Below are 21438 nucleotides of genomic sequence, written 5' to 3' on the forward strand. Positions count from 1 at the left end.
CGTAAATAAGATTGACTCCGCGGACCTTTTTTACCCACTGTGGGCTCTATTGGTTGTAACACCGTTTTCCCGATAGTCAAGGTGACCGGGCAGTCGGAGTTGAAATCGTTGATAGGCGCCCCCACCACTGTATTTGCACAACTGACGAACCTTTCTTTCCATGCATGCAATCAGCCAGATTCGACTAACATTCAATCAGGATCGCCCGACTCTCCAGAAAGAACACCCGGAGGAGCACGACGACGATTCCGCAGGCATTGCTGTTCAGGAGGCCAAGCCTGCTTTACAGGCGCCGCCGATGTACAAGGTGGTTTTGTTTAATGATGACTACACACCGATGGATTTCGTCGTCGAAGTGCTCGAGGTGTTTTTTAACCTGAATCGCGAGCTGGCGACCAAGGTCATGCTGGCCGTCCACACAGAAGGACGGGCAGTATGTGGAGTGTTTACCCGCGACATCGCCGAGACGAAGGCCATGCAGGTCAACCAGTACGCCAGGGAAAGCCAGCATCCGCTACTCTGTGAAATCGAGAAGGACGGTTAATCGCCGACCACTTGGGTATGAGGTGAAGCTATGTTAAACCGCGAGCTCGAAGTCACCCTCAATCTAGCCTTCAAGGAGGCTCGTTCGAAGCGTCATGAATTCATGACCGTCGAACACCTTTTGCTGGCCCTATTGGACAATGAGGCTGCCGCCACCGTTTTGCGTGCCTGCGGCGCAAACCTCGACAAACTCAAGCATGACCTGCAGGAGTTCATCGACTCCACCACGCCGTTGATCCCCGTCCATGACGAGGATCGCGAGACCCAACCCACTCTGGGCTTCCAGCGTGTTCTGCAGCGTGCTGTTTTCCACGTACAGAGCTCGGGTAAACGCGAAGTGACTGGCGCCAACGTGCTGGTCGCAATCTTCAGTGAGCAAGAAAGTCAGGCAGTGTTCCTGCTCAAGCAGCAGAGCGTTGCACGCATTGATGTCGTCAACTACATCGCCCATGGCATTTCCAAAGTGCCGGGGCACGGCGATCACTCTGAAGGTGAGCAAGATATGCAGGACGACGAGGGCGGTGAGTCTTCTTCTTCAGGCAATCCTCTGGATGCTTATGCCAGCAACCTCAATGAACTCGCGCGCCAGGGTCGTATCGATCCGCTGGTAGGTCGTGAGCTGGAAGTCGAGCGTGTCGCGCAGATCCTGGCGCGTCGTCGCAAAAACAATCCGTTGCTGGTGGGCGAGGCAGGCGTGGGTAAAACCGCGATTGCCGAAGGCCTGGCCAAACGTATTGTCGACAACCAGGTGCCGGACCTGCTGGCCAACAGCGTGGTGTACTCCCTTGATCTGGGCGCCTTGCTGGCCGGGACCAAATACCGTGGCGATTTCGAGAAGCGCTTCAAGGCGCTGCTCAATGAACTGAAAAAACGTCCGCAGGCGATCCTGTTCATCGACGAGATCCACACCATAATCGGTGCGGGTGCTGCGTCCGGTGGTGTCATGGATGCCTCGAACCTGCTCAAGCCTTTGCTGTCGTCCGGTGATATCCGCTGCATCGGTTCGACCACGTTCCAGGAATTTCGCGGGATCTTCGAGAAGGACCGTGCCCTGGCTCGGCGCTTCCAGAAGGTCGATGTGTCGGAGCCGTCGGTGGAAGACACCATCAGCATCCTGCGCGGCCTGAAGGGGCGTTTCGAAACGCACCACGGCATCGAGTACAGCGACGAAGCTCTGCGTGCAGCGGCCGAGCTGGCCTCGCGCTACATCAATGACCGGCACATGCCGGACAAGGCCATCGACGTCATCGATGAGGCGGGCGCCTACCAGCGTCTGCAGCCAATCGAGAAGCGTGTGAAACGCATCGAAGTGCCTCAGGTCGAGGACATCGTCGCGAAAATCGCGCGGATTCCGCCCAAGCACGTCAACAGTTCCGACCGGGAGCTGCTGCGTAACCTTGAGCGCGACCTGAAGCTGACGGTGTTTGGCCAGGATGCTGCCATCGACTCGTTGTCGACGGCGATCAAGCTGTCCCGTGCCGGCCTCAAGTCGCCTGACAAGCCCGTCGGTTCGTTCCTGTTCGCAGGGCCTACCGGTGTCGGTAAAACCGAAGCGGCGCGTCAGTTGGCCAAGGCGTTGGGCATCGAACTGGTTCGCTTCGACATGTCCGAGTACATGGAGCGCCACACCGTATCGCGTCTGATCGGTGCGCCTCCGGGTTATGTCGGGTTCGATCAGGGTGGTCTGCTGACCGAAGCCATCACCAAGCAGCCCCACTGCGTGTTGTTGCTCGATGAAATCGAGAAGGCGCATCCGGAAGTCTTCAACCTGCTGTTGCAGGTCATGGACCACGGTACGCTCACCGATAACAACGGACGCAAGGCGGATTTCCGTAACGTGATCGTCATCATGACGACCAACGCCGGCGCCGAAACCGCAGCTCGCGCTTCGATCGGTTTCACCCATCAGGACCACTCGTCCGATGCGATGGAAGTGATCAAGAAGAGCTTCACGCCAGAGTTCCGCAACCGTCTGGACACCATTATCCAGTTTGGTCGCCTCAGTCATGAGGTCATCAAAAGCGTGGTGGACAAGTTCCTTACCGAGCTTCAGGCGCAGTTGGAAGACAAGCGCGTGCAGCTGGAAGTGACCGATGCCGCACGCAGCTGGCTGGCGGCGGGTGGTTACGACTCGGCAATGGGCGCTCGACCAATGGCGCGTTTGATCCAGGACAAGATCAAGCGTCCGCTGGCCGAAGAGATCCTCTTTGGCGAACTGGCCGACCATGGTGGTGTGGTTCACATCGACCTCAAGGACGGCGAGCTGACCTTCGAGTTCGAGACCACGGCAGAAATGGCCTGACGTTAACCGTAACAAAGCAAAAGGCGCCGAAAGGCGCCTTTTTGCTGTCTGCCGAATGTACGCCGGTCCCCGTAGGAGCTGCCGAAGGCTGCGATCTTTTGATCTTGTTTTTAAAAGCGAAGATCAAAAGATCGCAGCCTTCGGCAGCTCCTACACAAGCGGGTTGCGCGGGGTTGTTAAATCACAGGCAAGCAAAGCAAGCGTGTTGCGCGGGTTGTTAAATCCCACGCACACAAAAACGCCCGGCATAGCCGGGCGTTCTGTATTGACTTGATTAGCGAGCGCGGTAAGTAATGCGCCCTTTGCTCAAGTCATAGGGCGTCAGCTCGACGCGCACTTTGTCACCGGTAAGAATACGAATGTAGTTCTTGCGCATCTTGCCGGAAATATGCGCGGTTACGACGTGCCCATTTTCCAACTCCACACGAAACATGGTGTTGGGCAGGGTGTCGACGACAGTGCCTTCCATTTCGAAGCTGTCTTCTTTCGACATGCAGTAAAGCCCTCGGTATCCAATGAATGGCCCGGTGCAACTGCGCCAGGCAAAAGCGGCGTGCATTGTGCCCGAAAAATGGGGTTTACGCCAAGAGGTTTACGGATTGCCTTAGTTGAGGACGACCCAGCGCTGATTAATCAGCAGTTCGATGGGGCGATACTGGGTCTTGTAGTTCATCTTTTTGCAGTTCTTGATCCAGTAGCCGAGGTAGACCGCTTCCAGGCCCAGTCGCCGGGCTTCGGCGATCTGCCAGAGGATTGCGTAGCGCCCCAGGCTGCGATGGTCTTCGGCGGGCTCGTAGAAGGTGTAGACGGCCGACAGACCGTTGGGCAGCAGGTCGGTCACGGCCACAGCCACCAACCGGCCGTCGAGACGGAATTCATAGAACCGGGAAAATGGAAGGTCGCGCACCAGGAAGGTCGAAAACTGATCGCGGCTCGGCGGGTACATGTCGCCATCGGCGTGACGCTGTTCGATGTAGCGCTGGTAGAGGTCGAAATACTCTTCGCTGAACTTGGGTCTGGCCGGGCGCACCTGCAAATCGGCATTGCGCTTGAAGATGCGTTTTTGCTGACGGTTGGGGGAAAACTGCGCCACGGGGATGCGCGCCGGCACGCACGCATTGCAATTCTGGCAATGAGGCCGATAGAGATGATCGCCACTGCGACGAAAGCCCATTTCCGACAGATCTGCGTAGACATGCACATCCATGGGCTGGCTAGGATCGAGAAACAGGGTCGTGGCCTGCTCCTCGGGCAGATAACTGCAAGAGTGGGGCTGAGTGGCATAGAACTTCAAACGCGCCAACTCGGTCATGATCAACCCTCGGGATAACTTTGAATTAAGTGTAAGCCACGCGCGCAAAAGTCGCTCAGCAAACCCAGGTGGCGTGATTGGGTTGGTCCAGGTGTCGCGCCAGATAGGCGGCAAATTCGCTGCGGGGAATCGCCCGGGCGCCGAGACTGTGCAGATGGTCGGTGGGCATCTGGCAGTCGATCAGCACAAAACCTGAGTCTTTCAGATGTTGCACCAGCGTGGCAAAACCAAATTTTGAGGCGTTGTCGGCACGGCTGAACATTGATTCACCGAAAAACAGCTGACCCATCGCCAGACCGTATAACCCGCCAACCAATTCGCCCTGGTCCCAGACTTCCACCGAGTGGGCGTAGCCACGTCGGTGCAGTTCCAGATAAGCGTCCTGCATGGCTTCGGTGATCCAGGTGCCGTCGGCGTAGTCGCGCGGCGCGGCGCAGGCGCGAATGACGGCGGCGAAATCCTGATCGAAGGTCACTTGATAGCGTTGTTGGCGTAACAATTTGCTCAGGCTGCGGGAGACGTGCAGTTCGTCGGGAAACAATACGGTGCGAGGGTCCGGCGACCACCAGAGAATCGGCTGGCCTTCGGAAAACCAGGGGAAGCAGCCGTGGCGGTAGGCCTGAACCAGCCGATCGGCGGACAGGTCGCCGCCTGCCGCGAGCAGCCCGTTGGGATCGCGCATGGCTTTTTCCAGTGGCGGAAAAGTCAGGGTGTTGCGTTGTAACCAAGTCAGCATGGCATCCGGGCTTGCAGTAGGGGAGGGCAGTGGTGGGCGGGTGCCCACCGTGAAGTTTGCCGTCAAACGGCTGGAATGTCGTCCAGATACTTCTCGGCGTCCAGTGCGGCCATGCAGCCGGCGCCTGCCGAGGTGACGGCCTGGCGGTAAACATGGTCGGCCACATCCCCGGCGGCGAACACGCCTTCGATCTCGGTGGCGGTGGCATCGCCTTCGTTGCCGCCCCTGACCAGCAGATAGCCGTCACGCATGGGTAACTGGCCCTGAAACAAGTCGGTGTTGGGCTTGTGGCCGATGGCGATGAACACGCCGGCCAAGGGCAATTCACGAGTTTCACCGGTGTTGCTGTCACGCAGGCGCGCGCCGGTCACGCCGCTGGCATCGCCCAGCACTTCATCGAGATGCTGGTTCCAGTGCAAGCGGATATTGCCGTTGGCGGCTTTTTCGAAGAGTTTGTCCTGGAGGATTTTCTCCGAGCGCAGCTTGTCTCGACGGTGAATCAGGTGAACCTCCCTGGCGATGTTCGACAGGTACAGCGCTTCCTCAACCGCGGTGTTGCCGCCGCCGACCACCGCGACCACTTGATTGCGGTAGAAAAAACCGTCGCACGTTGCGCAGGCCGACACCCCTTTGCCGGCAAAGGTCTCTTCCGAGGGCAATCCCAGGTATTGCGCCGAAGCGCCAGTGGCAATAATCAGGGCGTCGCAGGTGTAGGTGCCGCTGTCGCCGATGAGTTCGAAAGGGCGCTGTTGCAACTTGGCGGTGTGGATGTGGTCGTAAACGATCTCTGTATCAAAGCGCTCGGCGTGTTTTTGCATGCGTTCCATCAGCACCGGGCCGGTGAGGCCTTCGACGTCGCCGGGCCAGTTGTCGACTTCGACGGTGGTGGTGAGCTGGCCACCTGCCTGTATGCCGGTGATGACGACCGGTTTGAGGTTGGCGCGGGCGGCATAAACGGCGGCGCTGTAACCGGCAGGGCCGGAACCCAGAATGATCAGGCGTGAATGCTTAGCTTCGCTCATAAAAACACCTCATAAGCCTTTGTCACAAAAGAGAATGCGTGCTCAAATTGAACCGTGTGTCTTGTGCTGTTGGCTATGCTGCACACAGGGGTGCCAGCATGGCATCGGGCGTACAAACCCGTACAATGCCGGCTTGTTACAGCGCTTGTATCAAAAAAGCAGTGCCAGCCCTGTTTTGAAACACCGGGGTGCAGTGTTAAAAGTAGTCCCAGTTGCAACGGTTAACTTTTTTACCTGCCTGGATTGGGCAGTTTTTTATAGTCATTCAACAGATGGACGCGCCGTTGGCGCAGGAATAGAAGCGTTTTGAAGAAATCCACCGCAGCACCTAAACCAGCCGTCGTTCCACTCTGGCGCCAGCAATTGCACTACCGACTCAAGGAAGGTGCATTGATCGCCATCGGCGCTTTGTGCCTGTTCCTGATGATGGCCTTGTTGACCTATGGCAAGGACGATCCGGGCTGGAGCCATAACAGCAAGATCGACGATGTGCAGAACTTCGGCGGGCCGGTTGGCTCCTACAGTGCCGATATCCTGTTCATGGTGCTCGGCTACTTCGCCTACATCTTTCCGCTGTTACTGGCGGTCAAGATCTACCAGATCTTCCGTCAACGTCACGAACCGTGGCAGTGGAGCGGCTGGCTGTTCTCCTGGCGCCTGATCGGTCTGGTGTTTCTGGTGCTGTCGGGCGCGGCCCTGGCCCACATCCATTTCCATGCGGCGACCGGTTTGCCGGCCGGTGCTGGCGGCGCGTTGGGCGAAAGCCTTGGCGATCTGGCCAGAAACGCCCTGAACATCCAGGGCAGCACGCTGCTGTTCATCGCATTGTTCCTGTTCGGCCTGACGGTGTTCACCGACCTCTCGTGGTTCAAGGTGATGGACGTTACCGGCAAGATCACCCTCGACCTGTTCGAACTGTTCCAGGGCGCCGCCAATCGTTGGTGGGCCGCACGTACTGAACGCAAGCAACTGGTCGCCCAGTTGCGTGAAGTCGACGACCGCGTCCACGACGTCGTGGCCCCGACCGTCACCGACAAGCGCGAGCAGGCCAAGGTCAAGGAACGCCTGATCGAACGTGAGCAAGCCCTGAGCAAGCACATGTCCGAGCGCGAGAAACAGGTGCCGCCCGTGATTGCCCCGGCTCCGACCAAAGCGCCCGAGCCAAGCAAGCGCGTGCAGAAAGAAAAGCAGGCGCCGTTGTTCGTCGACAGCGCCGTGGAAGGCACCTTGCCGCCGATCTCGATCCTCGACCCGGCGGAAAAGAAACAACTCAATTACTCGCCCGAATCCCTGGCTGCGGTTGGCCACTTGCTGGAAATCAAGCTCAAGGAATTCGGCGTCGAAGTCACCGTGGACTCGATTCACCCCGGTCCAGTGATTACCCGTTACGAAATCCAGCCAGCCGCTGGCGTCAAGGTCAGCCGCATTTCCAACCTGGCCAAAGACCTTGCGCGTTCCCTGGCCGTGACCAGCGTGCGGGTGGTGGAAGTGATTCCAGGCAAGACCACCGTGGGTATCGAGATCCCGAACGAAGACCGGCAGATCGTGCGCTTCTCCGAAGTCCTGTCATCGCCTGAATACGACAACTTCAAATCCCCGGTCACCCTGGCCCTGGGTCATGACATCGGCGGCAAGCCGGTCATCACCGACCTGGCGAAGATGCCGCACTTGCTGGTGGCCGGTACCACCGGTTCCGGTAAGTCGGTGGGTGTGAACGCGATGATCCTGTCGATCCTGTTCAAGTCGGGGCCGGAAGACGCCAAGCTGATCATGATCGACCCGAAAATGCTTGAGCTATCGATCTACGAAGGCATTCCGCACTTGCTCTGCCCGGTGGTTACCGACATGAAGGACGCGGCCAACGCCTTGCGCTGGAGCGTGGCGGAGATGGAGCGTCGCTACAAACTGATGGCGAAGATGGGCGTACGTAACCTGTCCGGCTTCAACCAGAAGGTCAGGGAAGCGGAGGAGGCCGGTACGCCGCTCGCCGACCCGCTGTACAAACGCGAAAGCATTCACGACGAAGCGCCGTTGCTGCACAAGCTGCCGACCATCGTGGTGGTGGTCGACGAATTCGCCGACATGATGATGATCGTCGGCAAGAAAGTTGAAGAACTGATCGCCCGTATCGCCCAGAAGGCCCGTGCGGCCGGTATCCACTTGATCCTCGCGACCCAGCGTCCGTCGGTTGACGTGATCACCGGTCTGATCAAGGCCAACATCCCGACGCGCATGGCGTTCCAGGTCTCGAGCAAGATCGATTCCAGGACCATCATCGATCAGGGCGGTGCCGAACAACTGCTGGGCCACGGTGACATGCTCTACATGCCGCCGGGCACCAGCCTGCCGATCCGGGTGCACGGCGCGTTTGTGTCCGATGACGAAGTGCACCGGGTGGTTGAAGCCTGGAAACTGCGTGGCGCACCGGAATACAACGACGAGATCCTGGCCGGTGTCGAAGAGCCGGGTAGCGGCTTTGAAGGCGGCAGCGGCGGCGATGAAGACAGCGAATCCGATGCGCTCTACGACGAAGCCGTGCAGTTCGTGCTGGAAAGCCGTCGGGCGTCCATCTCGGCGGTCCAGCGCAAACTGAAAATCGGCTACAACCGCGCCGCACGCATGATCGAAGCCATGGAAATGGCCGGGGTCGTGACGTCCATGAACACCAACGGTTCGCGTGAAGTCCTGGCCCCTGGCCCGGTGCGCGACTGATTTGAATTGAAAAAACGGTGGAGCAATGACGCACCGCCGTATCCCATGCCTATCAAGAGGACTCCCATGCGTCTTATCCGCATGCTGTTGCTGCCGGTTTTGGCTTTGACCACACTCTCGGCCCACGCCGATGACAAGGACGTGGCACGCCTGACTCAACTGCTGGAAACATCCAAGACCCTGACCGCGCGCTTCTCCCAGTTGACCCTCGATGGCGGCGGCACCCAGTTGCAGGAAACCGCCGGTGACATGTCGTTGCAGCGCCCGGGCCTGTTCTACTGGCACACCGATGCGCCGGCCGAACAAACCATGGTCTCCGACGGCAAGAAGGTCACCCTGTGGGACCCGGACCTGGAACAGGTCACCATCAAGACCCTCGACCTGCGCCTGACCCAGACCCCGGCCTTGTTGCTGTCCGGTGATGTGTCGAAGATCAGCCAGAGCTTCGACATCAGCGCCAAGGAAGCCGGCGGCGTGATTGATTTCACCCTGAAACCGAAAACCAAGGACACCCTGTTCGACAGCCTGCGTTTGTCGTTCCGCAACGGCCTGGTCAATGACATGCAACTGATCGACAGTGTCGGCCAGCGCACCAACATCCTGTTCACCGGCGTAAAGGCCAACGAGCCAATCCCTGCGTCCAAGTTCAAGTTCGACATCCCTAAAGGGGCGGACGTGATCCAGGAATAAACCGCAAGTCTCTGTAGGAGCGAAGCTTGCTCGCGAAAGCAGTGTTTCAGACGACATTTACGGCGACTGACCCTCCGCTTTCGCGAGCAAGCTTCGCTCCTACAGGGGACAGAGAATCAGTGAGGTTTCAGAGGTAGTGATGGACCTGTTTCGCAGCGCCCCGATTGCTCAACCCTTGGCCGCCCGCTTGCGTGCAGCCAATCTGGATGAGTACGTCGGTCAGGAACACCTGCTCGCTCGCGGCAAGCCATTGCGCGAAGCCCTGGAGCAGGGTGCCCTGCATTCGATGATCTTCTGGGGGCCGCCGGGGGTGGGTAAAACCACTCTGGCGCGGCTGCTGGCGGAAGTCTCGGATGCGCATTTCGAAACGGTGTCGGCGGTACTGGCTGGGGTCAAGGAAATCCGCCAGGCGGTGGAAATCGCCAAGCAACAGGCCGGGCAGTACGGTAAACGGACCATTCTCTTTGTTGATGAGGTGCACCGTTTCAATAAGTCCCAGCAAGATGCCTTCCTGCCCTATGTGGAAGACGGCACGCTGATTTTCATCGGCGCGACCACCGAAAACCCGTCCTTCGAACTCAATAACGCCTTGCTTTCGCGGGCGCGCGTCTATGTGCTCAAAAGCCTCGACGAAGCGGCCCTGCGCAAGCTGGTGCACCGCGCCCTCACCGAAGAGCGTGGCCTGGGCAAACGGCAACTGACCCTCAGCGATGAAGGCTTCCAGATGCTGCTGTCCGCCGCTGACGGCGATGGCCGGCGCCTGCTCAACCTGCTGGAAAACGCCTCGGACCTGGCCGAAGACAACAGCGAGATCGGCGTCGATCTGCTGCAAAGTCTCCTCGGTGACACCCGCCGTCGTTTCGACAAGGGTGGCGAAGCGTTCTACGACCAGATTTCCGCGCTGCATAAATCCGTGCGTGGCTCCAACCCCGACGGCGCGTTGTACTGGTTCGCCCGGATGATCGACGGTGGTTGCGACCCTTTGTACCTGGCCCGGCGCGTGGTGCGCATGGCCAGCGAAGACATCGGCAACGCCGACCCCCGCGCCCTGAGCCTGTGCCTGGCGGCGTGGGAAGTGCAGGAACGCCTCGGCAGCCCCGAAGGCGAGTTGGCGGTGGCCCAGGCCATCACCTACCTGGCTTGCGCGCCGAAAAGCAACGCCGTGTACATGGGTTTCAAAGCCGCGCTGCGCAGCGCTACCGAACACGGTTCCCTCGAAGTGCCGCTGCACCTGCGCAATGCGCCGACCAAGCTGATGAAGCAATTGGGTTATGGCGATGAATACCGCTACGCCCACGATGAACCGGACGCCTACGCCGCTGGCGAAGACTACTTCCCGGAAGAACTCGAACCACAAGCGTTCTATCAACCGGTGCCGCGCGGTCTGGAATTGAAGATCGGCGAGAAGCTCAATCACCTCGCGCAACTTGACCGACTCAGCCCCCGGCAGCGGAGAAAATAGTGCTTCCATTGATCGTTGCGGTATCCGTGGGCGGAATCGCCGGCACGTTGTTGCGCTTTGCCACTGGCAACTGGATCAATGCTAATTGGCCGCGGCACTTCTATACCGCGACGCTGGCCGTTAATATCGTGGGCTGTTTGCTGATCGGCGTTCTATACGGTCTGTTTTTGATACGCCCGGAGGTGCCGATCGAGGTGCGTGCCGGGTTGATGGTCGGCTTCCTCGGGGGGCTGACGACTTTTTCATCCTTTTCACTGGATACGGTGCGCCTGCTGGAAAGCGGGCAGGTGCCGCTGGCCCTGGGCTATGCGGCCATCAGCGTATTCGGCGGGCTGCTCGCCACCTGGGCTGGCCTGTCCTTGACCAAACTTTGATAACGAGAGACCGACATGCTCGATTCCAAACTGTTACGTAGCAACCTTCAGGACGTAGCGGACCGCCTGGCATCCCGTGGCTATAAGCTGGATGTTGCGCGCATCGAAGCGCTGGAAGAACAGCGCAAGACCGTCCAGACCCGCACCGAAGCACTGCAGGCTGAACGTAATGCGCGCTCCAAATCCATCGGTCAGGCCAAGCAGCGCGGCGAAGACATCGCGCCGTTGATGGCTGACGTCGAGCGCATGGCGAACGAATTGAGCGCCGGTAAAGTCGAGCTGGACGCGATCCAGACTGACCTGGACTCGATCCTGCTTGGCATTCCGAACCTGCCTCATGAATCCGTGCCGATTGGCGCCGATGAAGACGGCAACGTCGAAGTGCGTCGCTGGGGCACGCCAACCGTGTTCGACTTCCCGGTTCAGGACCACGTGGCCCTGGGCGAGAAGTTCGGCTGGCTGGACTTCGAAACCGCCGCCAAGCTGTCCGGCGCCCGTTTTGCCTTGCTGCGTGGCCCGATCGCTCGTCTGCACCGCGCCCTCGCACAGTTCATGATCAACCTGCACACCAGCGAACATGGTTACGAAGAGGCTTACACGCCTTACCTGGTACAAGCGCCGGCCCTGCAAGGCACTGGCCAGTTGCCGAAGTTCGAAGAAGACCTGTTCAAGATCACTCGCGAAGGCGAAGCCGATCTGTACCTGATCCCGACCGCTGAAGTGTCGCTGACCAACATCGTCGCTGGCGAAATCGTCGATGCGAAACTGCTGCCAATCAAGTTCGTTGCCCACACCCCGTGCTTTCGCAGTGAAGCCGGCGCGTCGGGTCGTGACACTCGTGGCATGATCCGCCAGCACCAGTTCGACAAGGTTGAAATGGTCCAGATCGTGGAGCCGTCGACCTCGATGGACGCGCTGGAAGGCCTGACCGCCAACGCTGAAAAAGTCCTGCAACTGCTGGAATTGCCATACCGCACCCTGGCGCTGTGCACCGGCGACATGGGCTTCAGCGCGGTCAAGACCTACGACCTGGAAGTGTGGATTCCGAGCCAGGACAAGTACCGTGAAATCTCGTCGTGCTCCAACTGCGGCGATTTCCAGGCCCGTCGCATGCAGGCGCGTTTCCGCAACCCGGAAACCGGCAAGCCTGAGCTGGTTCACACCCTGAACGGCTCTGGCCTGGCGGTCGGTCGTACTTTGGTGGCCGTGCTGGAAAACTACCAGCAGGCCGACGGTTCGATCCGTGTGCCGGACGTACTGAAGCCGTACATGGGTGGCCTTGAGGTCATCGGCTAAATGGACTATCTGCCGCTGTTTCATAACCTGCGCGGCAGTCGTGTGTTGGTCGTCGGCGGCGGGGAAATTGCCTTGCGCAAATCCCGCCTGCTGGCCGAAGCCGGTGCGCTGCTGCGGGTGGTCGCACCTGAAATCGAACCGCAACTGCGCGAGCTGGTCACCGGCAGCGGTGGCGAGTGCCTGTTGCGCGGCTACGTTGAAGCGGATCTGGACGGTTGCGGGCTGATCATTGCCGCCACCGACGACGAACCGCTGAACGCGCAAGTCTCCGCCGATGCCCATCGGCGCTGCGTGCCGGTCAACGTGGTGGATGCGCCGGCCTTGTGCAGCGTGATCTTCCCGGCGATTGTCGACCGCTCGCCGCTGATCGTGGCCATCTCCAGCGGCGGCGATGCGCCGGTATTGGCACGGTTGATCCGGGCCAAGATCGAAACCTGGATTCCTTCTACTTACGGTCACTTGGCGGGTCTGGCGGCGCGTTTTCGTACTCAGGTTAAAAACCTGCTTCCGGATGTGCAGCAGCGTCGGGCGTTCTGGGAAGATGTTTTCCAGGGCCCGATTGCCGATCGGCAACTGGCCGGGCAGGGGGCTGAAGCCGAGCGCTTGCTGCTGGCGAAAATCGCCGGCGAGCCACCGAAAAAAACCGGTGAAGTGTATTTGGTTGGCGCCGGGCCGGGCGATCCGGACCTGCTGACCTTCCGCGCGTTGCGGCTGATGCAGCAAGCCGACGTGGTGTTGTACGACCGCTTGGTCGCACCAGCGATTCTCGATTTGTGCCGTCGTGATGCCGAGCGGGTTTATGTCGGCAAGCGTCGCGCCGATCACGCGGTGCCGCAGGATCAGATCAACCAGCAATTGGTGGATCTGGCCAAGGCTGGCAAACGCGTGGTGCGGCTCAAGGGCGGTGATCCGTTTATCTTCGGTCGCGGCGGTGAAGAGATCGAAGAACTGGCGGCTCATGGCATCCCGTTCCAGGTCGTGCCGGGTATCACGGCGGCCAGTGGTTGCGCGGCGTATGCCGGGATTCCGCTGACCCATCGGGATTACGCGCAGTCGGTGCGGTTTGTCACCGGGCATTTGAAGGACGGCTCCACCGATTTGCCGTGGGCCGATCTGGTCGCCCCGGCACAAACCCTGGTGTTTTACATGGGGCTGGTGGGTTTGCCGATCATCTGCGAGCAGTTGATCAAGCATGGCCGCGCATCCGATACCCCGGCGGCGCTGATTCAGCAGGGCACCACGGTCAATCAACGGGTGTTTACCGGTACCTTGGCCGACCTTCCACAACTGGTGGCGGAGCATGAGGTGCATGCGCCAACGCTGGTGATTGTGGGGGAAGTGGTGCAACTGCGCGAGAAACTGGCGTGGTTCGAGGGGGCCCAGGCGCAGGTTTGAATGCTTTGTTGTCTGCTGAAAAAGATCGCAGCCTTCGGCAGCTCCTACAGTGGATCGCGTAATCCAGTAGGAGCTGCCGAAGGCTGCGATCTTTTGATCTTAACGCTTCTGCCAAACCCCGTTCCCGCTCAACCGCGCCCGATCATGCGGTGCAGTAAAATCCTGCGCCGGCCCTTTTGGCACAACGCCCGTCGGGTTGATGGTCTTGTGGCTGCCGTAGTAATGATTCTTGATGTGTTGAAAATCCACCGTTTCGGCAATCCCCGGCCACTGATACAGCTCGCGCAACCAGTTCGACAAATTCGGATAATCGGCAATCCGCCGCAGGTTGCACTTGAAGTGTCCGTAATACACCGCGTCAAAACGAATCAATGTGGTGAACAGCCGAATATCCGCCTCAGTCAGGTATTCACCGACCAGATAGCGGTTCGCGCCTAACAGCAATTCCAATCGATCCAGCTCGGCAAATACATCATCAAACGCCGCTTCATAAGCTGTCTGCGAGGTGGCAAACCCGGCGCGGTATACGCCGTTGTTCACCGCCGGATAAATCCGTTCGTTTAGCGCGTCGATTTCATTGCGCAGCGGCGCCGGGTAGAAGTCCAGTGCGTTGCCGGTCAAATCATCAAACGCGCTGTTGAACATGCGAATGATTTCCGCCGATTCATTGCTGACGATGCGCTTCTGCTGTTTGTCCCACAGCACTGGCACGGTGACGCGCCCGGTGTAGTCGGCGGTATCGGCGGTGTAGCGCTGGTGCATGAAATTGAAGTGATCAAGTTTGTCGCCGGTAGAGCCGAGGCTCTGGTCGAAGGTCCAGCCGTTTTCCAGCATCAACCAACTGACCACCGACACGTCGATCAGGCTTTCGAGGCCTTTGAGTTTGCGCAGGATCAGCGTGCGGTGCGCCCACGGGCAGGCCAGGGACACGTAGAGATGATAACGACCGGCCTCGGCCGCAAAACCTCCGACACCGGACGGACCGGGTGTTCCGTCAGCGGTCACCCAGTTGCGACGCTGCGCCTGTTCGCGCTGGAACGCACCGTCCTTGCTGCTTTCGTACCACTGGTCATGCCAGCGGCCTTCAACTAATAAACCCATTGTCCAGACTCCATAACCTATAAGCGTTGGAGAGGAGTCTATGCGGATAGGTTCGAACAAAAAGCGCAAAGGTTGGGCAGTTATGATCGGTTAAATCGATCTATTCCGCGCATCCCAGTAATGCTGGGCGGTTTCGAAGGCTTGTTCTCGGGTTTGGCCGAGGCCGCGCAAGGCCAGGGCCATGGTCGAAATCAGCGCCATTTGCGGGTAACTGTCGACTACGTCGCCGCGCCAAACGGCTTTCAAATGCTCCGGGTCGAGGCTGGCCGGTTTGACGTGACGTTGGGCCGACCGTTGTGGCCATTCCTCATCCCAGCTCTCGCCGCCGGTGGTGCCATACAAATGACTGTCGGCGTCCGGGTTGATTTCGATCTCGCCGCCATCGCCCTTGACCACAATCGCCGTGTCGCCGAGTAAACCGCTGGCATCACGATGCACGGCTTGATAACCCGGATGGAAAATACTTTGCAGGCCACAGCGCGCGCCCAGTGGATTGAGAATGCGCGTGAGCGAGTGAATCGGCGAACGCAGGCCCAGGGTGTTGCGCAGGTCGATCATGCGCTGAAGTTGCGGCGCCCAGTCCACCAGGGGCATGAACGCCAAACTGCCGTTATCCAGCGCTTCACCCACCTGTTGCCAGTTGCGGCACAGCGGGATCTGCAATGCTTCCAGCAGTTGCTCGCTGTACAGGCGACCCGCCGTGTGGGCGCCGCCGCCGTGCATGAAGATGCGCACACCGTTCTGCGCCAGGCTCTTGGCCGCGAGCAGGTACCACGGCAGATGACGCTTCTTGCCGGCATACGTCGGCCAATCCAGATCGACCTTCAACGCCGGCGCCTGAAGCCGTTCACGCAACGCTTCGGTAAACCCCGCCATCTCCTCGGCGCTTTCTTCTTTGTGCCGCAACAGCATCAAGAACGCGCCAAGCTGTGTGTCTTCGACCTTGTCGTCCAGCACGAAGCCCATCGCTTCACGCGCTTCGCTACGGGTCAGGTCGCGGGCGCCGCGCTTGCCTTTGCCGAGGATGCGCACGAACTGGGCGAACGGGTGTTCGGCGGGTGTTTCGAGGGTCAGGGCTGGGTAGTCGGTCATAAGCAATTCGTCGGTTTGGGCAGGCCCGCCAGTTTTGCGGCGAGTTTGGCAGGGGTGCCTTTGAACAGTCGGTTCAGGTGCAGGCTGTTGCCTTTTTCCGGACCGAGCTTCAGTGCGGTGTATTTGATCAGTGGGCGGGTGGCCGGGGATAGCTGGAACTCATCGTAGAAACCGCGCAGCAGCTCGAGGATTTCCACATGTTCGGCGCTTAACTCGATGTCTTCGGCGGCGGCCAGAACGTTTGCCACTTCCAAGGACCAGTCGCTCAGTTCAACCAGGAAACCATCCTTGTCCAGCTCAATGGCGCGAGTACCGACAGTCAGGGAATTCATAGCCAACTGTTGACCTTGTCGTAGTGAATCGACAGCTCGACGAAGGCCGGGTAATCGATGGCTTGGACCCAATCGGGCACCGCCAGCGCGCGAGCCTGGGCGTCTTCGGCCAGTACGAACAGTTTCAGTCTGCGACTGCTCAATGCGTTGAATGGCGCGGTGCCCGGCTGCAAGGCATACGCCGCGTCACCGGACAGCAGCAACCCATCGTTGGCGCCGATCACGCGCAGGCAACTGGTGAGGCGATCGTCGCCGAACGGGGAATGAGACAACACGTGCAGAGTCGACATCAGAGGGTGATCACCTGGTCATAGCGGTCGATAAGGGCGGTGATTTCGTCGGCGCTCAGCGCCCGGGTTTCTTCCAGCGCCAATCCTGTCGGGTCGAGGCCACGTTCGGCGGCGCTGTCGGCGCAGACAAACAGCTCCTCGACACCAAACATCGGCAACGCTTGCAGGTTGGCACTCAGGTCCTTTTGTTGCAGGGCCTTGGCGTCCTGTTTCGCGGCGAGCTGGAACACCCCGTCATCGAGAAACAGCAGGCCGATCGGTAAGTCAAAGGCGCCGCCGGCCAGCACGATGTCCAATGCTTCCCGAGCGCTCGGCCCGGACCATGGCGCCTGACGGCTGATCATCAGCAAGGATTTAGGCATGTCACGCGCCTCCGAAACAGATCAGGCGGTCAGCGTCTTGCACCGCGTCATGCAACTGGCCGAGGCCGGACAATTCCCACGGCGCACCGACCGCGACTGCTTCGCGTTGATAGCGCTTGGCTTCTTCCTCGTTCAACACGCCACGGCGCAGGGCAGCGGCAATGCAGACCACGCCGTCCAGTTGATGCTCGGCGACAAACGCGCGCCATTGCTTGGGCAAGTCCTGCTCGTCCTGGGGCGTAACCACGCTGCCGGACGCGTTATAGACGCCGTCCTGATAGAAAAACAGCCGGACAATCTCATGCCCGCCGGCCAGCGCGGCCTGGGCAAACAGCAAGGCACGGCGCGAGGAGGGCGCATGGGCGGCGGAAAACAGCGCGATGGCGAACTTCATGACGGACTCGGTCAGCAAAACTGCGGCCATGATAATGCTTTATCGCTGATGCGGCGAAGGGCGATTACCCGACCCCACATCGTCTGGCCAACACAACCCCCCGTAGGAGCTGCCGAAGGCTGCGATCTTTTGATCTCGTTTTAAAAAATCAAAGTCAAAAGATCGCAGCCTTCGGCAGCTCCTACGGTGATTGGGGCTGTCGTTGTTTAGCGTGGCATATAGCCTAACTGCCAACGCCGAGGGATTTTCAGCGACAACAACCCCACCAGCCCGGCGAGCAGACCGCTGACAAACAACGCCTGAAGCCCCAGGTGATGCTCCAGCACCGCGCCGAGGATTGCGCCAGCGAACATGCCGGTCCAGGGAATCAACTGCACCCGCCAGCCATTGCGCCGCTCGCCGAGCAACCAACGGCCGAGGCCGCGACCGAAGCGCGACAGGGCGCCGGTGACGTAGGTCAGGCCGACCGGCAGCCCGTTCACTTCTTCCACGGCGGCGTTGAGCATGCCCATGGCAATGATGGCGGCCAGCAGCGCCGGCAATTGCTCGTCATAAGGCCACGCCGCAGCGCCGCACAGCAGGGTGGCGATGCACATCAGCAACGGCAGCGCCCGTCGCCCGCCGAGTCGGCTGACGACGATGCCCAAGGCATTGCCGACGATGAATGTGGCGACGAGGATCAACAGACGCAGGGTCAGCCCAAGGTCGCCATCGCTGATCGCTACGGCGAGGCGGGTGGTGTTGCCGCTCATGAAGGACACAAAGTCGCCGCTGGCCATGAAGCCGATGGCGTCGGTCATGCCGGCCAGCACCGACAATGTGGCCACCAGCGACATGCCGATGCGCCCGCGCCATTTCTGGATATGCAGATGGCCAGGGCTGGCGCGGTGGGTGGAAGCGGATGGCAGCATCGGTCAGGCGTCCTCAGGCAGCGGTCGGAACAGTCACTTGCTCAAACCATATAACTCGCAATACTCCAGCCAGTCCATGCCGGCCATTTCTGCGACTTCCTTGTGCACTTCCATGCGTTGGGCCTGGTAGTCCTCGGCAGTGGGAGCGGTCAGTTGCAAGGTCAGCTCCCAGGCAAACAACCCCAGGCGCTCGGCCTCGGCTTCGAAGGCTTCGTGCAAGCGCTCCTCGCGATACTGCGCCGCCGTTTCACCCTTGGCCTGGGCCAACAGCGGGTTGAGGTTGTCGAGTTCGTGGCGCAGTTGCGGGCGCTCATCGAGAAACTTGTTCAGTGCCTGTTCGTGTTGCTGTTCGGTCGCTGCCATGGTCGCTCCTTGAAGGTCAGGTTACGAAGATTGTTTCTTGGCTTTGGCCGCTGCCGCGAGGCATTCGAGCGCGAACTGCTCGGGGTAGGTCATCTGGATCGGCGTGGTTTCGCCTTTGACGGTTCTTTCGCCGTCGAGGATGTAACGAATCCGCTTGTCGGTGACGCCGATTCGCTTGGCGATCCAGGACGGTGTCTGACCGATCTGGCTGATCAGCTTGTCGGCGTATTCGGCGGTTGGTTTGTAATATTCGGCGTTGGGTGTCATGGGGATTTCCAGAAAAAAGTGTGTTGCGCGCTATTAATTGCGCGACAGGGTGCGCGAATCGTCACGCGGTGTCGCGCTATAAATCAAGTAAAGCAGAACGATACGCCGCGCCACGGTGATACAGTCCGCTTTTTCTTGATGAGCGAACACAATGCGAATTCTGATGGTGGCGCTGGCCGCAACCCTGCTGGCGGGATGCGCGGGCTCGGTGATGGACGACTCCCGCACCAAAGCCCCGACCAAGGTCCTGAACTCGGACAAACCGGAAAAAGTCGTGGCCCAGTGCGTGCAATTCGCCTGGCAGGACGAGGCGGTGTTTGGTGTTGATGCCGGGGCTTACCTGCAACCGAGCCGCAAGGGTGGATCGACGGTTTATACGCGCTCGGCGGAATCGTTTGTGGACCTGACCAGCGATGCATCCGGCACGGTGTTGAGTTATTACGCGCAGCACGATGATTTCGTGTCCAAGCGCCGATTGGCGGCGTTGGCTACCTGCTTGTAAGCAGATCAACATCAAAAAATCGCAGCCTTCGGCAGCTCCTGCATGGGGATTTCTTCTGTAGGAGCTGTCGAAGGCTGCGATTTTTTAGCGGTGCCAGGATCAAACATCCATCAAGCGTTTCTGGAAAAAGAAGCGCTGATGCCCCGGCGGATAGTCGGCGATATGGCCCAGTTCGCTGTAGCCATGCTTTTTGTAGAACTGCGGCGCCTGGAAGTCGAAGGTGTCGAGCCAGATGCCGACGCATTCCTTCTCCCGGGCCAGTTCTTCGGCCATGTTCATCAGTGTCGAACCCATGCCCTGTCCCCGGGCCTGTTCCGGCACGGACAGCAATTCGATAAACAGCCATTGGTAAAACACCCGGCCATAAAGCCCGCCGAGAATCTCGCCGTTGTCGTTGCGAACCAGCAGGGCAATCGGCTGCGGATTGCCAGGCCCGGCTTGCTCCGCGTTGTAGATACGTAACGGTGCAAGGATGGCCTCACGCTCTTCATTAGTGGGGTTTTGCGAGCGTTCAATACGCAATGTCATGGCTACGTCCTTATGGCAGGGAGCCAAGAGACTATCCGGCTCGTCGCATTTGTTCCATCCCCCCCGAACACCGGTGGAACCGCCGCTTGCACGCAGATGTCTAGCCTCTAGAGCGTCATTTCAGAACGCGGCCATGAGGATAGCCAATGAACATTTTCGAAGCTTTGCGCGAAAGCCACGACCGCCAACGCAGCTACGCCGACGCGCTGATCAAGACCAGCGGCGATACGCCGGAGCGGGTCGAAGCCTACAAACAACTCAAATCCGAACTCCAGGCCCATGAAACGGCAGAAGAACGGCATTTCTATATCCCGCTGATGGAGTTCGATAACGGTGTCGACCTGAGTCGCCACGCCATTTCCGAACACCATGAAATGGACGAAATGATGGAGACCCTGGATGAGACCGAGATGTCTGATCCGACCTGGCTGGTGACGGCGAAAAAGCTCTCGGAGAAGGTCCATCACCATTTGAAAGAAGAAGAGCAGAAGTTCTTCCAGATGGCCGGCAAGCTGCTTGATGACAAGCAGAAAGAATCCCTCGCCGGCCAATACGAAAAGGAATACAAGGCGCAGCTTTCCTGAGCTGAGAATCGTTCCGATTGCTGTCTTGAGCTGTAGTCCTTCGCCTACATGAGTCGTAGGACTTGGCTCAATATACTGTTTATATATCCAGTAATTGCAGGAAAATTCCCAAGAAAGCGTCACCCGCAGCGCTAAACCGGCCGATGGACAAAAAAAGCAGCTCCGTTAGGTTTAAGGCGTCTCCTCAGGAAGGAGCGTTCTTAAATCAACGGAGTGAAAAAATGAACAAACCAGAGACTCAAACCCAACTGCGACACGGTCGTGTCACGTCCCCTGCAAGCCGCGGTGCGGTGGCTATCGAACTGGGCCTGCTGGAAGCCTGGCAAGTCAACGAAATGGAGGGAGGCAAGAACTTCCCGTCGCTGACTTCCGGTCCGTTCCCGGCGCCGTATCAAACTGACAATCCCAGCGATGTGCCTCCCGCCGACGGCCATATCCTCAGCGGTGGCAAGGTCGACGCCCGTGATTGCGTCAACTTTACCCCGGAGGAAATGAGTAAAAAGCTCAACCGCCCATTCACCTGGCCGTTGCTGAACGTTGATCCAGGCCAGACTTTCAAGGTCTCCTGGCAATACACCGCACCCCACGTCACCCGTGGCTACAGCTGGTTCATCACCAAGGATGGCTGGGACCCGAAACAGCGCATCAGCCGTGCGCAACTGGAGCCGAAGTCGTTCTTCGACGACTTCTACACCCAGGTCCCGTACTACAGCCATGCCGATGAGATGAAAGCCAAGGTCAGTCACGAAGTGAAACTGCCCGGCAACAAAAAAGGCCATCACGTACTCGTGCTGGTGTGGATCGTGGCCAACACCGGCAACGCCTTCTACCAGGCGTTCGACGTGGACTTCAAGTAAACCTCCCCCAC

The 21438-nt window shown here is 59.3% G+C and carries 24 protein-coding genes and 2 pseudogenes; 12 read left to right on the forward strand and 14 right to left on the reverse strand.

Annotated elements, in window-relative coordinates; translation table 11 throughout:
* Nucleotides 1-160 precede the first annotated feature (160 nt).
* Together clpS and clpA are read left to right on the forward strand one after the other, a co-directional pair.
* On the forward strand, nt 161-544 hold the full coding sequence (gene clpS / locus V5E99_RS10485; RefSeq protein ID WP_092270045.1) for an ATP-dependent Clp protease adapter ClpS: 384 nt from the start codon (nt 161-163) through the stop codon (nt 542-544).
* Nucleotides 545-574: 30 nt separating this feature from the next.
* Nucleotides 575-2845: an ATP-dependent Clp protease ATP-binding subunit ClpA gene (gene clpA, locus V5E99_RS10490; RefSeq protein ID WP_201197127.1), complete on the forward strand. Its 2271-nt coding sequence runs from the start codon at nt 575-577 to the stop codon at nt 2843-2845.
* A gap of 274 nt (nt 2846-3119) precedes the next feature.
* Here the strand turns inward: clpA and infA are convergent, their stop codons facing one another.
* The 4 genes from infA to trxB all read right to left on the reverse strand — a co-directional run bounded on the left by infA (nt 3120) and on the right by trxB (nt 5915).
* Nucleotides 3120-3338, reverse strand: a complete 219-nt coding sequence (infA, locus tag V5E99_RS10495) for a translation initiation factor IF-1 (protein WP_002553999.1) — start codon at nt 3336-3338, stop codon at nt 3120-3122.
* A 111-nt stretch (nt 3339-3449) separates the two neighbouring features.
* Entirely contained in the window at nt 3450-4157 is a 708-nt protein-coding gene (locus V5E99_RS10500) for an arginyltransferase (protein ID WP_499802396.1), read from the reverse strand.
* 55 nt (nt 4158-4212) lie between these two features.
* Nucleotides 4213-4893, reverse strand: a complete 681-nt coding sequence (aat, locus tag V5E99_RS10505; protein WP_499802397.1) for a leucyl/phenylalanyl-tRNA--protein transferase — start codon at nt 4891-4893, stop codon at nt 4213-4215.
* 62 nt (nt 4894-4955) lie between these two features.
* Nucleotides 4956-5915 carry a thioredoxin-disulfide reductase gene (trxB, locus tag V5E99_RS10510; protein ID WP_499802398.1) on the reverse strand — a complete coding sequence of 320 codons (960 nt, stop codon included), beginning with the start codon at nt 5913-5915 and terminating at the stop codon, nt 4956-4958.
* A 363-nt stretch (nt 5916-6278) separates the two neighbouring features.
* Between trxB and V5E99_RS10515 the strand changes: the two are divergent.
* The 7 genes and pseudogenes from V5E99_RS10515 to cysG all read left to right on the forward strand — a co-directional run.
* Nucleotides 6279-6791 (forward strand): annotated as a pseudogene (locus V5E99_RS10515) (DNA translocase FtsK 4TM domain-containing protein); the annotation flags it as partial.
* Between the two features lie 114 nt (nt 6792-6905).
* Nucleotides 6906-8627, forward strand: a pseudogene (locus tag V5E99_RS10520) (DNA translocase FtsK); the annotation flags it as partial.
* A 66-nt stretch (nt 8628-8693) separates the two neighbouring features.
* Nucleotides 8694-9317 carry an outer membrane lipoprotein periplasmic chaperone LolA gene (gene lolA / locus V5E99_RS10525; protein ID WP_499802399.1) on the forward strand — a complete coding sequence of 208 codons (624 nt, stop codon included), beginning with the start codon at nt 8694-8696 and terminating at the stop codon, nt 9315-9317.
* 139 nt (nt 9318-9456) lie between these two features.
* Nucleotides 9457-10779: a replication-associated recombination protein A gene (locus V5E99_RS10530; RefSeq protein WP_499802400.1), complete on the forward strand. Its 1323-nt coding sequence runs from the start codon at nt 9457-9459 to the stop codon at nt 10777-10779.
* On the forward strand, nt 10779-11153 hold the full coding sequence (crcB, locus tag V5E99_RS10535) for a fluoride efflux transporter CrcB (protein ID WP_054053639.1): 375 nt from the start codon (nt 10779-10781) through the stop codon (nt 11151-11153). Before V5E99_RS10530 ends, crcB begins: the two co-directional genes overlap by 1 nt.
* Nucleotides 11154-11168: 15 nt before the next feature.
* Nucleotides 11169-12449 carry a serine--tRNA ligase gene (serS, locus tag V5E99_RS10540; protein ID WP_499802401.1) on the forward strand — a complete coding sequence of 427 codons (1281 nt, stop codon included), beginning with the start codon at nt 11169-11171 and terminating at the stop codon, nt 12447-12449.
* Nucleotides 12450-13844, forward strand: coding sequence for a siroheme synthase CysG (gene cysG, locus V5E99_RS10545; protein ID WP_499802402.1), 1395 nt, complete (start codon nt 12450-12452; stop codon nt 13842-13844).
* A gap of 99 nt (nt 13845-13943) precedes the next feature.
* On the opposite strand, the gene V5E99_RS10550 is transcribed toward cysG, so the two are convergent.
* The 9 genes from V5E99_RS10550 to V5E99_RS10590 form a co-directional block, all read right to left on the reverse strand.
* Nucleotides 13944-14945, reverse strand: coding sequence for a glutathione S-transferase family protein (locus V5E99_RS10550; protein ID WP_499802403.1), 1002 nt, complete (start codon nt 14943-14945; stop codon nt 13944-13946).
* Between the two features lie 90 nt (nt 14946-15035).
* Nucleotides 15036-16037 (reverse strand): glycosyl transferase family protein, encoded by a 1002-nt coding sequence (locus tag V5E99_RS10555; protein WP_499802404.1) that lies wholly within the window; start codon nt 16035-16037, stop codon nt 15036-15038.
* Nucleotides 16034-16369, reverse strand: coding sequence for a TusE/DsrC/DsvC family sulfur relay protein (locus V5E99_RS10560; protein ID WP_499802405.1), 336 nt, complete (start codon nt 16367-16369; stop codon nt 16034-16036). Before V5E99_RS10560 ends, V5E99_RS10555 begins: the two co-directional genes overlap by 4 nt.
* On the reverse strand, nt 16366-16659 hold the full coding sequence (tusB, locus tag V5E99_RS10565; protein ID WP_499802406.1) for a sulfurtransferase complex subunit TusB: 294 nt from the start codon (nt 16657-16659) through the stop codon (nt 16366-16368). The genes V5E99_RS10560 and tusB overlap by 4 nt, the downstream gene beginning before the upstream one ends.
* Nucleotides 16659-17021: a sulfurtransferase complex subunit TusC gene (tusC, locus tag V5E99_RS10570; RefSeq protein WP_499802407.1), complete on the reverse strand. Its 363-nt coding sequence runs from the start codon at nt 17019-17021 to the stop codon at nt 16659-16661. The genes tusB and tusC overlap by 1 nt, the downstream gene beginning before the upstream one ends.
* 1 nt (nt 17022) lies before the next feature.
* A complete protein-coding gene (tusD, locus tag V5E99_RS10575; RefSeq protein WP_499802408.1) occupies nt 17023-17445 on the reverse strand; it encodes a sulfurtransferase complex subunit TusD in 423 nt (140 codons plus the stop codon).
* A 176-nt stretch (nt 17446-17621) separates the two neighbouring features.
* Nucleotides 17622-18326, reverse strand: a complete 705-nt coding sequence (locus V5E99_RS10580) for a YoaK family protein (protein WP_499802409.1) — start codon at nt 18324-18326, stop codon at nt 17622-17624.
* 33 nt (nt 18327-18359) lie between these two features.
* A complete protein-coding gene (locus tag V5E99_RS10585; RefSeq protein WP_499802410.1) occupies nt 18360-18689 on the reverse strand; it encodes a DUF6388 family protein in 330 nt (109 codons plus the stop codon).
* Between the two features lie 21 nt (nt 18690-18710).
* Nucleotides 18711-18956 (reverse strand): hypothetical protein, encoded by a 246-nt coding sequence (locus V5E99_RS10590; protein WP_169374052.1) that lies wholly within the window; start codon nt 18954-18956, stop codon nt 18711-18713.
* A gap of 151 nt (nt 18957-19107) precedes the next feature.
* Between V5E99_RS10590 and V5E99_RS10595 the strand changes: the two genes are divergently transcribed.
* Nucleotides 19108-19458 (forward strand): hypothetical protein, encoded by a 351-nt coding sequence (locus tag V5E99_RS10595; RefSeq protein WP_499802411.1) that lies wholly within the window; start codon nt 19108-19110, stop codon nt 19456-19458.
* Nucleotides 19459-19557: 99 nt separating this feature from the next.
* Here V5E99_RS10595 and V5E99_RS10600 read toward each other — a convergent pair whose 3' ends face one another.
* Nucleotides 19558-19986, reverse strand: a complete 429-nt coding sequence (locus V5E99_RS10600) for a GNAT family N-acetyltransferase (protein ID WP_499802412.1) — start codon at nt 19984-19986, stop codon at nt 19558-19560.
* 146 nt (nt 19987-20132) lie between these two features.
* Between V5E99_RS10600 and V5E99_RS10605 the strand changes: the two genes are divergently transcribed.
* Both V5E99_RS10605 and V5E99_RS10610 read left to right on the forward strand, forming a co-directional pair.
* On the forward strand, nt 20133-20570 hold the full coding sequence (locus tag V5E99_RS10605; RefSeq protein WP_499802413.1) for a hemerythrin domain-containing protein: 438 nt from the start codon (nt 20133-20135) through the stop codon (nt 20568-20570).
* 221 nt (nt 20571-20791) lie between these two features.
* Nucleotides 20792-21427, forward strand: coding sequence for a lytic polysaccharide monooxygenase auxiliary activity family 9 protein (locus tag V5E99_RS10610; protein WP_499802414.1), 636 nt, complete (start codon nt 20792-20794; stop codon nt 21425-21427).
* Nucleotides 21428-21438 lie beyond the last annotated feature (11 nt).

This window comes from Janthinobacterium sp. LPB2021202312-11-4, assembly GCF_037049705.1.
Lineage (GTDB): Bacteria > Pseudomonadota > Gammaproteobacteria > Pseudomonadales > Pseudomonadaceae > Aquipseudomonas.

Coding starts and splice junctions, on each gene's coding strand:
- V5E99_RS10610 (WP_499802414.1), top strand. CDS start 20,792: ATGAACAAACCAGAGACTCAAACCCAACTGCGACACGGTCGTGTCACG.
- tusD (WP_499802408.1), bottom strand. CDS start 17,445: ATGGCCGCAGTTTTGCTGACCGAGTCCGTCATGAAGTTCGCCATCGCG.
- V5E99_RS10580 (WP_499802409.1), bottom strand. CDS start 18,326: ATGCTGCCATCCGCTTCCACCCACCGCGCCAGCCCTGGCCATCTGCAT.
- serS (WP_499802401.1), top strand. CDS start 11,169: ATGCTCGATTCCAAACTGTTACGTAGCAACCTTCAGGACGTAGCGGAC.
- V5E99_RS10530 (WP_499802400.1), top strand. CDS start 9,457: ATGGACCTGTTTCGCAGCGCCCCGATTGCTCAACCCTTGGCCGCCCGC.
- aat (WP_499802397.1), bottom strand. CDS start 4,893: ATGCTGACTTGGTTACAACGCAACACCCTGACTTTTCCGCCACTGGAA.
- V5E99_RS10605 (WP_499802413.1), top strand. CDS start 20,133: ATGAACATTTTCGAAGCTTTGCGCGAAAGCCACGACCGCCAACGCAGC.
- lolA (WP_499802399.1), top strand. CDS start 8,694: ATGCGTCTTATCCGCATGCTGTTGCTGCCGGTTTTGGCTTTGACCACA.
- tusB (WP_499802406.1), bottom strand. CDS start 16,659: ATGTCGACTCTGCACGTGTTGTCTCATTCCCCGTTCGGCGACGATCGC.
- tusC (WP_499802407.1), bottom strand. CDS start 17,021: ATGCCTAAATCCTTGCTGATGATCAGCCGTCAGGCGCCATGGTCCGGG.
- cysG (WP_499802402.1), top strand. CDS start 12,450: ATGGACTATCTGCCGCTGTTTCATAACCTGCGCGGCAGTCGTGTGTTG.
- V5E99_RS10500 (WP_499802396.1), bottom strand. CDS start 4,157: ATGACCGAGTTGGCGCGTTTGAAGTTCTATGCCACTCAGCCCCACTCT.
- V5E99_RS10590 (WP_169374052.1), bottom strand. CDS start 18,956: ATGACACCCAACGCCGAATATTACAAACCAACCGCCGAATACGCCGAC.
- V5E99_RS10550 (WP_499802403.1), bottom strand. CDS start 14,945: ATGGGTTTATTAGTTGAAGGCCGCTGGCATGACCAGTGGTACGAAAGC.
- infA (WP_002553999.1), bottom strand. CDS start 3,338: ATGTCGAAAGAAGACAGCTTCGAAATGGAAGGCACTGTCGTCGACACC.
- V5E99_RS10585 (WP_499802410.1), bottom strand. CDS start 18,689: ATGGCAGCGACCGAACAGCAACACGAACAGGCACTGAACAAGTTTCTC.
- V5E99_RS10555 (WP_499802404.1), bottom strand. CDS start 16,037: ATGACCGACTACCCAGCCCTGACCCTCGAAACACCCGCCGAACACCCG.
- clpA (WP_201197127.1), top strand. CDS start 575: ATGTTAAACCGCGAGCTCGAAGTCACCCTCAATCTAGCCTTCAAGGAG.
- V5E99_RS10600 (WP_499802412.1), bottom strand. CDS start 19,986: ATGACATTGCGTATTGAACGCTCGCAAAACCCCACTAATGAAGAGCGT.
- V5E99_RS10595 (WP_499802411.1), top strand. CDS start 19,108: ATGCGAATTCTGATGGTGGCGCTGGCCGCAACCCTGCTGGCGGGATGC.
- trxB (WP_499802398.1), bottom strand. CDS start 5,915: ATGAGCGAAGCTAAGCATTCACGCCTGATCATTCTGGGTTCCGGCCCT.
- V5E99_RS10560 (WP_499802405.1), bottom strand. CDS start 16,369: ATGAATTCCCTGACTGTCGGTACTCGCGCCATTGAGCTGGACAAGGAT.
- clpS (WP_092270045.1), top strand. CDS start 161: ATGCATGCAATCAGCCAGATTCGACTAACATTCAATCAGGATCGCCCG.